Genomic DNA, 14,069 nt, shown 5'->3' with positions numbered 1-14,069 from the left:
TACATAAAAAAAATGCTAAAATACTAAAGTAATATCACTTTGAACACAAGGATTAGTCATCATGGTAAGAATGATTAACAAAGATACAACAGTATGCATGTCTCTTTCAGCTCGCCCGGGCAATTTCGGTACCCGTTTTCATAATTACTTATATGAAAAGCTCGATCTTAACTATCTTTATAAAGCCTTTACCACCAATAATTTGAAAGATGCAATATATGGCATTAAAGCGCTGGCAATCCGAGGATGTGCCATATCAATGCCTTATAAACAAGCTTGTATTGAGTTTATTGATGAATTGGATAATTCTGCTAAATCCATTGAATCGGTTAATACCATAGTAAATACCAATCACTATTTAAAAGCCTACAATACTGATTATATTGCTGTTGCAAAACTCATCGAAAGCAATCAAATTGCTAAAACCACGCCATTTGTATTAAAAGGCAGTGGCGGAATGGCTAATGCGGTCATTGGCGCTTTTTACGACAAAGGGTTTAAACATGGCATAATTGCAGCTCGTAATGAGTCAAAAGGGCAAGCGCTGGCAAACCGTTATGGTTATCAGTGGGTTGCAGATGAAGCGAGTATTTCACCCGAGCAAGCAAAATTAATCATTAATGTTACCCCTATCGGTATGCAAGGTGGCATTGAAGCAGATCAATTGGCGTTTAGTGAAACCCTGATTGAACAATCTGATATTGTGTTTGATGTCGTTGCATTACCGGTTGAAACACCGTTGATAAAATATGCCAAACGTGTCAATAAAAAGATTATATCCGGCGCCGATGTTGCGGTGTTGCAAGCGCTTGAGCAATTTATCTTATATACCGACATCACGCCTAACGAACAGTTAGTCTTGCAAGCCGCTGAATTTGCCCGACAAGGTTAAACTTATTGCGGCGTCATAAAAAACGGTGGCTGACGCCGCAATAAAGCGGGATTATAACATGGTTTGATGTAATTTATGATAAACCGCCAGCAAGGATTGATGCATAGCGAACTGTTCAAGATTGTCATTTTCGACCGGATTATTGGTTGTTAAATCCGCTAAACCGAAGAATCGTTTTTTACCGGTTGCATATTGCCACATTTCATCAACACAAGCTTTGCCATACATCTTATTAAAGGCATTTTGATATTGATTAAACTGCTCGATATCTCGTTCAAGTATAAAGTTTACTAACGTTTGCAAACAGCGATAAGCATGGTTACGCTGAGCGGTAAAGATTGACTCATTCATTTCAACCGTCCAATCGATCCACAATTTGGCTTGCTCAAGGTCTTGAGCGGCTAAGGCGAGCATGGCTTTTAACTCACCTACTCTTAAGGTTAACCATGCATTATCTTTACCTGTTGCTATACCTAATAATTCTCTTATACGGGCAAAATCATCCAAACCGGCATCATCTAGCTGCTCAATAAGGGAAAGGTAGTGTTTGCTGGTGTGTTTGCCATTTGGTAAAGATAAAATTAACTTACGAAGTTCAATGGCCATATTATTATTGGCAATCAGCAGATCTTCTGGTGGGTAGATCTCTGACATACCTACCGCCAATATTCGGCAAGCATATACACCTAAATGCTCATAGTCCATAATCAAAACTTCGACATGATGAGCGGTGAAAATCGCCATTAAATTTTCAAACTCTTGTTCGGTTGTTCCGGAAAAATCCCAATCGACAAAGTCAAAATCGGCTTGCTCATTGAAAAGATCCCACGAGATCAAACCACTTGAATCAATAAAATGCGTTTCTAAATTGCTTAAATCAGCTATTTCATCATTATCAAAACTTGGCGGCGAAAACACATCGAGATCTTTTAAACTACGCCCTTGTAATAATTCAGTCACTGTTCTTTCTAATGCTACGCCAAAGTTAGGATGCGCACCAAAAGAGGCATAACAAGTGCCGTTTTGCGGATTAAACAACACCACACAAATAACCGGAAATTGTCCGCCTAACGATGCATCAAAACAATAAATAGGAAAGCCTTCACTTTCCAGCGCTTGAATGGCGGATAAGACTGAAGGATATCGATTAATCACATCAGCAGGAATCGTCGGTAAACTTATTGCCTGGGCAATAATCTTATTTTTTACGTAACGTTCAAAAATTTCCGACAACGCTTGCACCCGAGCTTCATTACGTGTATTACCGGCCGACATGCCATTAGAAGCGTATAAATTAGCAATTAAATTAACCGGAACATAAATAATTTGTTGATCCGATTGTTGCACAAAAGGTAACGCACAAATCCCACGAGCGTGGTTACTTGATTGCAAATCAATTAAATCGCTGGCGGTCAATTCGTTATCCGGATCATAAAATTTCAGCAGTTTTTCAGAAAGTAAGCCTTTTGGTAAACGATTATCTTGAGGAATTGAAAACCATTTTTCTGACGGGTAATGAACAAATTCAGCATTGGCAGCCTGTTTACCTAAATAAAAATCCGAAAAGAAATAATTGGTCGATAAACGCTCAAAATATTCCCCTAACGCTGAAGCTAGTGCCGCTTTTTTACTTGCTCCTTTACCATTTGCAAAGCAGAGTGGGCAGTTGATGTTTTGAATATGTACTGACCAAACATTAGGAACCGGATTAAGCCAAGATGCTTCTTTAACATCTAAACCATATTTAGCCAATTGTTGATGAAAGTAACTAATTGAATCTTCAAGCGCGGCATCTTTGCCAGGGATAAAAGTTTTCATATTTAATCTCAAGAAATTTTATGTTAAAATTGTAACCGTTGTACCGATTGTTTTTTTAAATCGTTTTAGTTGTATTATAGTCAATGTAGTAAAAAACCGAAACATAACTGAGGAAATAAAAGGAAACACAATGAAAAACATAGCAAACTTGAATAATGTTAAAGTCACCGATCTTCTAAAGCTAAAAAAACCTCTCACACCCATGTTCTTAACACTTTATTATTGGATTTTATTAATCTTCTTTGCATTTATGGGAATAGCGACAATTCTGGGAGGATTTAAATCTTTTTCTTATAATTTTTCTGGTGCTTTATATGACATTATAATGGGGTTATTCATTATAGTTGTAGGAATTATGTCTTCACGAGTTATCTGCGAAACAATTATTATTTTGTTCAAGATTGACCCTAAAGATATTGATATCATTGCTGACAAAGTTCAAGATACAGAGAAATCCGAATCTAACAATCAATAAGCTACTAGCACTATTTTAATGCTTAATTGTATAAGCAAGTGAGGTTTATCCTCACTTTGCTGACAAATAATATAACAAATAATTCTCTTATTTAGCCACCATTAAGCTCATTTAAAGGCCATCTGGGTTTAACATTTATCGCTAAATCATCGCGTTGTGAATGAGCCAAATGAATCATGCCAGCATAGGCAATCATCGCACCATTATCCGTACAAAATGCGATGCGAGGATAAAAAACTTCGCCTTTACGTTGTTGCATAAGCTTTGCTAGTTTATCCCTTAATGTTTTATTAGCACTTACGCCACCGGCAACAACCAATCTTTTGAAATTAGTCTGTTCAAGAGCACGACGAGATTTAATCACTAAAGTATCGACTAATGCATCTTCAAAAGCGCTGGCAATGTCAGCTTTAGTCTGATTATCAATCTCACCACTTTCATCACGATATTGATTGATTGTATTGGCTGCGGCTGTTTTTAAACCTGAAAAACTAAAATCAAGCCCTGGGCGATCAGTCATCGGTCTTGGAAATTGGAATCGTAACCGATCGCCTTGCTTAGCCAATTCCGATAGTTTAGCCCCACCGGGGTAATCAAGTCCAAGGAGTTTTGCCGTTTTATCAAACGCTTCACCTGCGGCATCATCGATCGATTCACCCATTAATTCATACTGCCCAATGCCAGTTACTTTAATTAACTGAGTATGTCCGCCTGAAACCAGCAAAGCGACAAAAGGAAATTGTGGGGGATTATCTTCCAACATAGGAGCAAGCAAGTGCCCTTCCATATGATGCACAGCAATAGCCGGCACATTCCATGCATAAGCTAACGAACGCCCAATTGATGCACCGACCATTAATGCACCAATTAGCCCCGGTCCGGCAGTATAAGCCACAGCATCAATATCGCTGGCTAACAAATTCGCCTCGTTAAGTGCAGCTTGAATTAAAGGTACCGTTTTACGGATATGATCACGTGACGCGAGTTCAGGCACCACGCCGCCATAATCAGCATGTAACTCAATTTGCGAATAAAGTTGATTGGCGATTAATCCATGTTTATCATCATAAATCGCCACGCCAGTTTCATCACACGAGGTTTCAATACCCAGTACTTTCATTAATACTTATCCCTCAAATCATCAATATTGTCTTCACTCCAAAGATCTTCTTCAATTTGTGCTTTATCGGCAATACGATGCTCTTCGCTTGCCCAATCACCAAGATCGATAAGCTGACATCGCTTGCTACAAAATGGACGAAACGGACTTTGTGTTGACCATTCAACTTGTATTTGGCAAGTTGGGCATTTAACAAATGTGACAGGATTTTTATTCATTTAAACTCTTTTTTAATTAAACGGTATTAGCAACAAGCTAATTCAAATTCAATACTATCAGTGTTCATATTATCATATGCGTCAAGAGGTAAAAAACGGATGCTATAACGTGACATATGCCCGGATACTTGCGGGAAGACATTTTTATCTAAATCAACCCGAATCCGAATCAAATTAACTTCGCCGTTAGTTTCTTGAAAGAAGTTATTGGTGCAGGTAAAAAATTGAAATTCGCCCAACTGCCGAATCAATTGCATACAAGAAGCCAGGGCTTGATCAAGTAGGATTAAATGTTGTAACCAATTTTGAACTTGTTCATCGCGTTTTTGTTGTGGCTGTTTAAGCCATAAATGGAAAGAAGGAAGATCAAAACTACAACAGCCGCCCGGTATGGTTAACCGTTGACGAAGGGCGGTAAGAAAACGATCATCTTTTAACGGTTGTCCTAAACGCATAATCGCATTAAATTGAGTGAGGTAATCATGAAATTTACTGATCAGATGATTTAATAATTCTTGATCGACACCCTCAATATCCAGCCATGACGAAAGCTTTTGCTTTTGCGCTTCAATCTCTTTAATTAAATCGCCTTTCACATCATTACGTTCAATAATTTCTAACAGTTCGGATAATGCATGGAAAAACATTAACGCATTTGTTTCATCTAATTGGCTATGCGTCTTTAATTGATTCAATAGAAATTCGACACGAAGCCACGTGCGCATTTTTTCATTTAATGGATGTTCAAAAATGATACTATTCATACTTGTTATTCTTTATTTTAAAAAAGTTGTTCAAATATTGTTGATGCAACTTATTAACTTGCTCACTTAACGAGGCTAAGTTACCATTATTGACAATAATATCATCAGCATACGATAAGCGCTCGGCTAAAGGTACTTGCGTACGTATCATTCGTTTTGCTAATGACTCGCTTATTTTATCTCGATAAATTAAACGTTCCATTTGTAACGTTTCAGGTACATCAACCATTAGTACCCTATCAGCTAATTGATGTAAATTATTTTCAATTAATAATGGCACAACCCAAATAACATAAGGGGCGGTCTGCTTTGCAATTTGCTTTTGAGTTATTTGATGAATTATTGGATGTAACAAATTGTTGAGCCAAAGCCTTTCATGATCATTATTAAAAATAATTTCCCTTAACTGACTGCGATCAAGTTCGCCATTTGGTAACAAAATTTCAGTGCTAAAATGTTTTACGATTTGAGCCAAAGCATCTGTTCCAACCTCGACCACTTGACGCGCAATGATATCAGCATCAATAATTGGTACGCCTAATTGAGCAAATAAGTTAGCAATGGTACTTTTACCACTAGCAACACCACCACTAAGTGCAACAACATAAGGCATAAAACACATTCCAATTAATAACTATTTTGGCTTTAGTATATCATACAAGTTTCTTTCATAATACATAGCAAATAACCTTTAAATTAAGAAATATTTAAATTTTAAAAAGATGTGCAATAGTTAATGAAAGTTATGATAAATCAATTAAATAAATAAAACCTATTGAGACCCAAAAACGCAGCCGCTATCGCTTTAATCTTGTGTCTATTTTTACAAAAACATTAACGATGATGCGGTTATCGCTCAAACTATCGGATAAATTTTATGGCCTTTTTGTAAAAAAATCAGATAAAACAGTTGGTTTTATATTCCTAGCTGTATATAATCACATATATCTGTATATAAACACAGGAAATGATAATGAGACCATTAACCGCACGCCAACAACAGATTTACGACTTGATCAAAGAAAACATCCAAACAACCGGTATGCCACCTACACGTGCCGAAATCGCCCAAATGCTGGGTTTCCGCTCAGCCAATGCAGCAGAAGAACACCTTAAAGCTTTAGCCAAAAAAGGCGCGATTGAGATGATTGCCGGATCGTCACGTGGCATTCGCCTATTGCTGGAAAATGCTGCCGAGCAAAATGAGTTTGAAGGCTTACCGTTAATTGGTAGAGTCGCTGCCGGTTCCCCTATTCTTGCTCAAGAACATATCGAAAGCCATTATCAAGTTGACCCTTCACTTTTCAAACCTAACGCCGACTTTTTATTACGTGTTCAAGGCATGTCGATGAAAGACATTGGTATATTAGACGGTGATTTACTTGCAGTGCACAAAACTCAAGAGGTTAAAAATGGTCAAGTCGTTGTGGCACGTATTGATGATGAAGTTACCGTTAAACGACTATCACGAAAAGGCAAGCATGTTCAGTTATTAGCTGAAAACGAAGAGTTTGCTCCAATTGAAGTCGATCTTGAACAACAAAATTTTGCCATTGAAGGCTTAGCAGTTGGGATTATTCGCAACGGTACATGGATGTAAAGGCAAAGTTAGGATAAAATACCAACTAACTATTGCTTTGGAGATAACAATATGTGGATATTTTGGTTATATGAATTTCTAGGATTTGTAGCAGTTTTGCTGGCAATTTTTGGATTTTGTCGTTTTCGTGGTCGAGGGTTTTGGTCTTTTATTTGGCATAATCTAAAGTGGGTCGCACTATCAATTGGTATCGTTTGGCTGGTTATAATCGTACTTTGTCGACATGACTTATATAATGCAACACACTGCTATTTTCGTGGTATAAGTATGCACACCAATACAAAATATTCGATCTATTTAGGTGAGTGTCAAGTCGAAACGCCGAGTGGTAGCTATGTTCCAATCGATCGTACCCGTGCTTTACCGGGAGCCCACGAGCATGGTGTCGACGGCGGAACTGATTTTGATCATGATGACGGTTTAGCTGAATAATTAAGTGACTTGTCCCACCCACTCGTTATAACAATCAGGCAATGATTTATACGCTGTCTGATTGTTTATTATTATTTAGATGTAGATTTTTCCTTATATTCAGTTTCATCTTTGCGCATATAAGCTAAACAATGCCGCTCTAACTTTTTGAAAGCAAAAATTAGTGTAAAGCTGACACTTAAATAGACGACCGCAGCAATGGAAAAAGCATGGAAAGGTTGATAAGTTTCGGCATAAATATCCCTTGCTATCTTCATCACATCCTGCACGGTTACCGTAAAAGCAAGTGCAGTAGAATGTAACATAAAGATCACTTCATTACTGTAAGCCGGCAACGCAATGCCAAATGCTCTAGGCAAAATAATATAACGGTAAAGATCAAACCGATTAAAGCCCAGTGCAATAGCAGCTTGAATTTCACCTTGTGGCACATTTCGGATAGCACCTGCAAAAACTTCTGTCGTATAAGCGCAGGTATTAAGGGTAAAAGCTAAAATAGTACAATTTAAACCACTTTGAAAAAAATCACCCAGCCAAGCATTATCCTTAACGATACTTAGGGTATAAAGACCGGTATAGATAATCAACAGTTGCACATACAGTGGCGTTCCCCGAAAAATATAGGTAAATAACCAAATTGGCAACTTAATCACACGATATTGCGAATTACGCCCGACCGCTAAAATTAGCGCTAACATGCCACCTAAGCTTACTGATACAATCAAGATCCAAAGTGTCATCGCAAGCCCGGTAATATGATAACCGTCAGTCCATAATAAGGCTTTCCAATAGTCTTGCAAAATATCTATCATAATAAAACTCTTTATAATTTAGCTTTATTCATACCGATAGAATAGTGCTTTTCCAGCCACCATAATACGATATTTGAGATTGAGGTAAAAAACAGATAGAAGCCGCCAGCAATGAGGGCAAAATAGAGAGGTTGATAGGTGGCTTCACCAGCAGTTTTGGTTGCTTTAACTAAATCAAATAGCCCGAGTAACGAAACTAAAGCAGTCGCTTTTAATACCACTAACCAATTATTAGCTATCCCCGGCAAGGCAAAGCGCATCATCAATGGAAACATGACATTAACAAACACTTGTCTTTGAGTTAATCCCAACGCCGTTGCGGCATCTAAGGTATTTTTTGAAACCGACAGATAAGCGCCACGAAATGTTTCAGTAAAATAAGCCCCGTAAATAAAACCTAAAGTGATGATGCCGGCAATAAAGGGATCGATTTCAATGATATCGATCTGTAAAAAATCGGTCAGATTATTTAACGCAAACTGCAAGCTAAAAAAGATCAGCATCATTAACACTAGATCCGGCACGCCACGAATTAACGACGTATAAGCCTGACAAATTAACCTAATCACTCTGCGTTTTGATAACTTACCCAGCGCACAGATAATCCCTATCATCATTGCCAAAACTAATGAGGCTAAAGCTAAACTAATGGTCAACCAAGCCCCATGAAAAATTAATGAACTATAACCTTGCATCGACTATTTAAGTTGGCTATTGACGTTAAAATCAAAATATTTATCGTTAATTTTTTTATAGGTGCCATCAGCAATAATCGCCTTTAAAGCTTGATTAAATGCTTCACGCAATTGGTCATCATTCTTACGAAAACCTAAACCAACACCCACATCAAAATAGTCCTTATCACTTAAAACCTCGCCAGCAAAGGCAAAACCCTTACCTTGCGGCTGTTTTAAAAATGCATAACTACCGGTCACTTCATCTTGCAAAGCTGCATCCAACCGCCCTGCTGCCAGATCAGAAAATACTTGTAATTGATTTTGATATGGCACAATAGTCACACCATGCGATCGCCATTTATCATTGGCAAAATGCTCCTGCGCAGTACCTTGCTCAACCCCGACACGTTTACCGGCTAAAGATTCAACCGTCGGCAATAAATCCGATCCTTCCTTCGTAATTAAACGTGATTGAGTGCGAAAAATTTCATCAGAAAAAGCAATCTGCTTTTTGCGCTTCTCTGTCATCATTAATGAAGAAGAAATCATATCAATCTTCCTGGCTAAAAGAGACGGAATCAACGCATCAAAATCAGTCGACTGAAAAATACACTTAACTTGAGCCTTCTCACATAAAGCTTGCGTAATCTCAATATTAAAACCGGTGATCTCCCCCTCGGCATTGATAAAATCAAAAGGCGCATAAGACGTATCAGCCCCAATTTTAATCGTCTCAGGCAAAGCCGCATGACTAACCAAAGGAAAAATAAAACCACCCATTATAAACAATGCTTTTACTAATGTTTTCATAATAAATTCTCGTGACTAAATTTTGGCTAAATAATATAACGTGATATTTAACAATTTAATAATAAAAAAAAATTATCAACCCTACCTAGCAACGAAAATTACTAATACAAAGCAATGTGATATAAAAGCAAAGCCTAAAAAACATTGACAAGAAGTTTCAGAAAATACTTATGTTTTAGTATAAAAACAAAAGTTTTAGATATTACAAAAATATCCATAATCCTTATGCAGTTGTAAAGTTTTTGTCTGGTAAAAAAACAGGAAATTGTTGTTTCTAAACGGCTTATGCAGCCGTGAAGGACAAAGTCGCGATGCTGTTTTTTTGTGTTTGTTTCTAAACAGCTTATGCAGCCGTGAAGATTTACAGCAAAGTTGGTGTAAAAACTATGCTTTTCTAAACAGCTTATGCAGCTGCAAAGCCATTTTTAAAAACGCCCCCTTTCATCCTACTTTCTAAACAGCTTATGCAGCTGTAAACTGGGTTATAAAAAGACTGTTGTTAAAGCTGAATTTCTAAACAGCTTATGCAGCTGTAAACAATTACAGCTATCGCATTCGATACTGGCGGTTTTTCTAAACAGCTTATGCAGCTGTAAACAGCGTTTTTATATATAGTTAAAGCAGAATAAATTTCTAAACAGCTTATGCAGCTGTAAACTTTACAAATCAGATTTAGCAATGGCGGTTTTTTTTCTAAACAGCTTATGCAGCTGTAAACTAGAATCTCACATACTATAAACATCGTTTATAAAAACATAAAGGGCAATTTTAGGTTTAAAAACCCTTTTTTCTAACACTTTTGCAATATATTGATTTTTAATATTTTTATTTTTAGCTAAAAAAAAGGGTTTAAAAAGTTTGTATTTTAAACTCCACTACTATTTTTAAACGGCTTACTATTAGCTTTCACAAAAGCAAACAAGTGCACCAGACCGCACCTTCACAAAGCGCCGACAACTGAGAGAGGTTAGCACGCCAAACAAGGATGTTTGGCGAGGCGCTGCTTTGTCCGGAACAAATCAGCGTCGGTGCGTTAAGACCGAACGAAGGCGGAGGGCAGTCGAAGACCGCTTTGGGTGGTGCTGCGAGGGAGTTATTAGGGGGATTTCGCACAAAATCCCCCTAATTCGGACGCTGACAGCAAAATGAAAATATCAACCAATTAACAGCGTCCGAAACCTACGGACTAAAAACTCGCAACTTTTAGAAAAATAAAAACCTTGTAGAAAACTTTCAGAAAATATAGGTGTTTAAGCAAAAACACAAAGCGTTGACAAGAACTTTCAGAAAACACCCACGTTTCAGTATAAAAACAAAAGTTTTAGATATTTCAAAAATATCATAAACTCCTTATGCAGCCGTAAATATGCTAGACAAAGCTTTTGGTAAGGGTTCTGATTTATTAACGGCTTATGCAGCTGTAAACGCTGGTTATTATACCAGTGTTGTTGTCCTGATTTTCTAAACAGCTTATGCAGCCGTGAAGAGATTTCATTAATAACCCGAACGAATCGTTAATTTCTAAACAGCTTATGCAGCCGTGAAGATGCGCAATTCATGAACATTAAAGAGTCAATTTTTCTAAACAGCTTATGCAGCCGTGAAGCTGAAGAATGGAAAAAACTGAAAGTTGGTGATTTTCTAAACAGCTTATGCAGCCGTGAAGTATCACGGATATATGTACCCGATTTGGGAACTTTTCTAAACAGCTTATGCAGCCGTGAAGCTGTTTCACTACCACACCAAATTGACGAAGTATTTCTAAACAGCTTATGCAGCCGTGAAGAAATATCTAACTTGCAAAAATTTGCAAGCCGATTTCTAAACAGCTTATGCAGCCGTGAAGTTTATTTGCCATGATGTTGCCTTAATGTAGGTTTTCTAAACAGCTTATGCAGCCGTGAAGATATCACACCGGCGCGGCGCTGATCGCGCTGTTTTCTAAACAGCTTATGCAGCCGTGAAGTAGAATCCCACATACTATAAACATCGTTTATAAAAACATAAAGGGCAATTTTAGGTTTTAAAACCCTTTTTTCTAACGCTTCTGCAATTTATTGATTTTTAATGGTTTTATTTTTAACTAAAAAAAAGGGTTTATAAAGTTTGTATTTTAAACTCCACTACTATTTTTAAACGGCTTACTATTACCTTTCACAAAAGCAAACAAGTGCACCAGACCGCACCTTCACAAAGCGCCGACAACTGAGAGAGGTTAGCACGCCAAACAGGGATGTTTGGCGAGGCGCTGCTTTGTCGGGAACAAATCAGCGCCGGTGCGTTAAGACCGAACGAAGGCGGAGGGTAGTCGAAGACCGCTTTGGGTGGTGCTGCGAGGGGGTTATTAGGGGGATTTCGCACAAAATCCCCCTAATTCGGACGCTGACACCGTAATGAAAATATCAACCAATTAACAGCGTCCGAAACCTACAAACCAAAAACCCGCAACTTTCAATTAAAATATAAACCTTGTCAAGAACTTTCAGAAAATATAGATGTTTAAGTAAAAACACAAACCATTGTCAAAAACTTTCAGAAAACACCTACGTTTCAGTATAAAAACACACTTTTAACCTATTAAAAAAAACACCTCCCCCCTTCCCTTAATCACCTTTGATATTTCCCTACGATATCGGTATGATTATCAATCATAATCTTTCACCGATACAAATATTCACAAAAGGACTTTAAATGATTGACTTTAATGCCTTTCCGGAACAACGACAAGCTTACATTCAGCAGCTCTTAGCTGAAAAAGGCCGGGTGGTGAGTGCTGATTTAATCTCGCAACTTGGCGTGTCAGAGCACACTATCCGTCGAGATTTGCAAAAACTTGCTCGCAACGGAATCTGTAAGCGTGTGTATGGTGGTGCGGTCAGTCAGTTAAAACAGTCAGCAAGCTTCGAAACTAGAATGACGCAAAGTGTCGATGAAAAATCCAAAGTCGCTAAGCGATGCGCTATGTTGATTAAAAATCATTCCTGTATTTTTATCGATGCCGGCTCGACTTATCTTGCTATGGCAAGTTATATCCCTCAAGATATGGATTTAACCATTATCACCAATTCCCCGCAAATCGCCACCGTCTTAAGTAGCCGTAACAAAGGTGAACTGATTTTAGTTGGTGGCAAAGTCAATCCACAAACCGGCAGCACCATGGGCGCCGATACCGTCAATCAAATTCGTAATATGATTTTTGATCAAACTTTTATTGGCGTTTGCGGACTCGATCCGCAAGCCGGGTTAAGTGCGGTTTATTATGAAGATGCTTGCTTTAAAAAAGAGCTGATTGCGCAAAGTAACGAGGTAATCGCTGCGGTAATTGCCGATAAAATGTTGCAAGTTGCACGCTATAAAGTGGCAACTTGTGAAGATATTGATATTGTTATTGCCAGTCGTGAATCAAAAATTGAAGGCTTTGAACAAGTCAATTTACAAATTGAGCTGGTTTAAGTTCATGCGCTTTTTAACCTAAGATTCGGCTTTTGGCTGAGCCTGCAAATCCAACATAAGTTGAATGGTTTTTAATACTGCACTTTCATCATTATAACCGGTAATAAATCTAGCAACCGCTTTGGTTTCATCAAAAGCATTACGCATAGCAAAACTATATTGAGCCTGCTGGAGCAATTCAATGTCGTTATAACCGTCACCAAATGCCATGGTTTGTCCATAATCAACATTTAATAGTTGTTGTAATTTTTTAATAGTATTACCTTTATGCACGTTATGTTCTGTAATATCTATCCATGCGGCTTCAGATACCACAATATAGGCTTGGTTTTCATAAGGGGTTAAATGGGTGCGAGTTTGCGGGCATTGTTGGTTTTCATCGTAAACGGTAATTTTAATAAAATCATCAGTAATAGTTTTAAAATCATCAACTTCAATCATTGCCGCATAAGATTGTCGTACTTTTTGTTTTAACCGATCCGGCAAATTGGCTTTAATGGCCGCACCATTTGCAGTACAGGCAATAATAACATGATTTTTATTAACTTGTTCGAGAGTGGCAATAATTTGTTGACCTAACTGATTGGCTAAAAATGAGCGGTAGATAAACTCACCATTAAATTTAATTGCCGTCGCACTATCACCAACAATCCAAATTTTATCACGATAATCACCAAACAGCTCTTCTACCCGTTCACACTGCTTACCGGTACAAGCGACAAAATGGACACCCTGTTTTGCCATTTGCTCATACACTTTAGCAAATAACTGGCGATCATAATCGCCCCTGTCGTTTAAAAAAGTACCATCTAAATCACTGATAATTAACTTAATCATACATTTTTCCTTTCACTTATTTTACGAGATAGATCATTACCGTGATTGATTATGCAACTTTATGCAATATTTAGCAAGATTAATGCTTGTTCTATTTTTGATGAATTATTGTAATCCTTATTAATAGAGCAATCTCAACGCTATTTTTTAATGGTGTTGAT

General features: G+C 37.7%; 14 protein-coding genes and 2 CRISPR repeat arrays. Of the genes, 5 read left to right on the top strand and 9 right to left on the bottom strand.

Translation table 11 applies throughout. The annotated features are described in order from the left end of the window. The first annotated feature begins 61 nt into the window (after positions 1–61). On the top strand, positions 62–892 hold the full coding sequence (locus J3U42_RS09315; protein ID WP_267336291.1) for a shikimate 5-dehydrogenase: 831 nt from the start codon (positions 62–64) through the stop codon (positions 890–892). A gap of 51 nt (positions 893–943) precedes the next feature. On the opposite strand, the gene ycaO is transcribed toward J3U42_RS09315, so the two are convergent. After that, positions 944–2,710, bottom strand: a complete 1,767-nt coding sequence (ycaO, locus tag J3U42_RS09310) for a 30S ribosomal protein S12 methylthiotransferase accessory factor YcaO (RefSeq protein WP_267336290.1) — start codon at positions 2,708–2,710, stop codon at positions 944–946. A gap of 130 nt (positions 2,711–2,840) precedes the next feature. Here ycaO and J3U42_RS09305 point away from each other — a divergent pair, with 130 nt between their 5' ends. After that, positions 2,841–3,185 (top strand): DUF4282 domain-containing protein, encoded by a 345-nt coding sequence (locus tag J3U42_RS09305; RefSeq protein WP_220217602.1) that lies wholly within the window; start codon positions 2,841–2,843, stop codon positions 3,183–3,185. A gap of 91 nt (positions 3,186–3,276) precedes the next feature. Here J3U42_RS09305 and tsaD read toward each other — a convergent pair whose 3' ends face one another. From tsaD to coaE, 4 genes are read right to left on the bottom strand one after another with little or no spacing between them, the layout of a single operon-like run. Then, the gene (gene tsaD, locus J3U42_RS09300; RefSeq protein ID WP_267336289.1) at positions 3,277–4,305 is read right to left on the bottom strand and encodes a tRNA (adenosine(37)-N6)-threonylcarbamoyltransferase complex transferase subunit TsaD; all 1,029 of its coding nucleotides are present in this window, start codon (positions 4,303–4,305) and stop codon (positions 3,277–3,279) included. After that, complete coding sequence (yacG, locus tag J3U42_RS09295) at positions 4,305–4,523, bottom strand: DNA gyrase inhibitor YacG (protein ID WP_220217604.1); 219 nt, start codon at positions 4,521–4,523, stop codon at positions 4,305–4,307. The genes tsaD and yacG overlap by 1 nt, the downstream gene beginning before the upstream one ends. A gap of 26 nt (positions 4,524–4,549) precedes the next feature. Beyond that, complete coding sequence (zapD, locus tag J3U42_RS09290) at positions 4,550–5,287, bottom strand: cell division protein ZapD (protein WP_267336288.1); 738 nt, start codon at positions 5,285–5,287, stop codon at positions 4,550–4,552. Next, a complete protein-coding gene (gene coaE / locus J3U42_RS09285; RefSeq protein WP_267336287.1) occupies positions 5,280–5,900 on the bottom strand; it encodes a dephospho-CoA kinase in 621 nt (206 codons plus the stop codon). The genes zapD and coaE overlap by 8 nt, the downstream gene beginning before the upstream one ends. 360 nt (positions 5,901–6,260) lie before the next feature. On the opposite strand from coaE, the gene lexA reads away from it, so the two are divergent. Beyond that, the gene (gene lexA / locus J3U42_RS09280) at positions 6,261–6,887 is read left to right on the top strand and encodes a transcriptional repressor LexA (RefSeq protein ID WP_267336286.1); all 627 of its coding nucleotides are present in this window, start codon (positions 6,261–6,263) and stop codon (positions 6,885–6,887) included. Positions 6,888–6,938: 51 nt separating this feature from the next. Then, positions 6,939–7,319: a hypothetical protein gene (locus tag J3U42_RS09275; protein ID WP_267329130.1), complete on the top strand. Its 381-nt coding sequence runs from the start codon at positions 6,939–6,941 to the stop codon at positions 7,317–7,319. 71 nt (positions 7,320–7,390) lie between these two features. Here the strand turns inward: J3U42_RS09275 and hisM are convergent, their stop codons facing one another. The 3 genes from hisM to J3U42_RS09260 are packed head-to-tail and all read right to left on the bottom strand — an operon-like array spanning position 7,391 to position 9,618. After that, entirely contained in the window at positions 7,391–8,131 is a 741-nt protein-coding gene (gene hisM, locus J3U42_RS09270; RefSeq protein WP_267336285.1) for a histidine ABC transporter permease HisM, read from the bottom strand. 11 nt (positions 8,132–8,142) lie between these two features. After that, complete coding sequence (locus J3U42_RS09265) at positions 8,143–8,826, bottom strand: ABC transporter permease (protein ID WP_267336284.1); 684 nt, start codon at positions 8,824–8,826, stop codon at positions 8,143–8,145. 3 nt (positions 8,827–8,829) lie between these two features. Further along, positions 8,830–9,618: a lysine/arginine/ornithine ABC transporter substrate-binding protein gene (locus tag J3U42_RS09260; protein WP_267336283.1), complete on the bottom strand. Its 789-nt coding sequence runs from the start codon at positions 9,616–9,618 to the stop codon at positions 8,830–8,832. A gap of 271 nt (positions 9,619–9,889) precedes the next feature. Beyond that, positions 9,890–10,336: direct repeats of the CRISPR family, unit length 28 nt; unit sequence TTTCTAAACAGCTTATGCAGCCGTGAAG. Between the two features lie 739 nt (positions 10,337–11,075). Further along, a CRISPR array of direct repeats spans positions 11,076–11,584; the repeat unit is 28 nt; unit sequence TTTCTAAACAGCTTATGCAGCCGTGAAG. 725 nt (positions 11,585–12,309) lie between these two features. Between J3U42_RS09260 and J3U42_RS09255 the strand changes: the two genes are divergently transcribed. Beyond that, positions 12,310–13,071, top strand: coding sequence for a DeoR/GlpR family DNA-binding transcription regulator (locus J3U42_RS09255; protein WP_220217612.1), 762 nt, complete (start codon positions 12,310–12,312; stop codon positions 13,069–13,071). Positions 13,072–13,089: 18 nt separating this feature from the next. Here J3U42_RS09255 and J3U42_RS09250 read toward each other — a convergent pair whose 3' ends face one another. Further along, a complete protein-coding gene (locus tag J3U42_RS09250) occupies positions 13,090–13,908 on the bottom strand; it encodes a Cof-type HAD-IIB family hydrolase (RefSeq protein ID WP_267336282.1) in 819 nt (272 codons plus the stop codon). Positions 13,909–14,069 lie beyond the last annotated feature (161 nt).

Source organism: Gilliamella sp. B2923 (genome assembly GCF_026536565.1).
Lineage (GTDB): Bacteria > Pseudomonadota > Gammaproteobacteria > Enterobacterales > Orbaceae > Gilliamella.
This window is presented reverse-complemented; position numbering and strand designations above follow the sequence as displayed.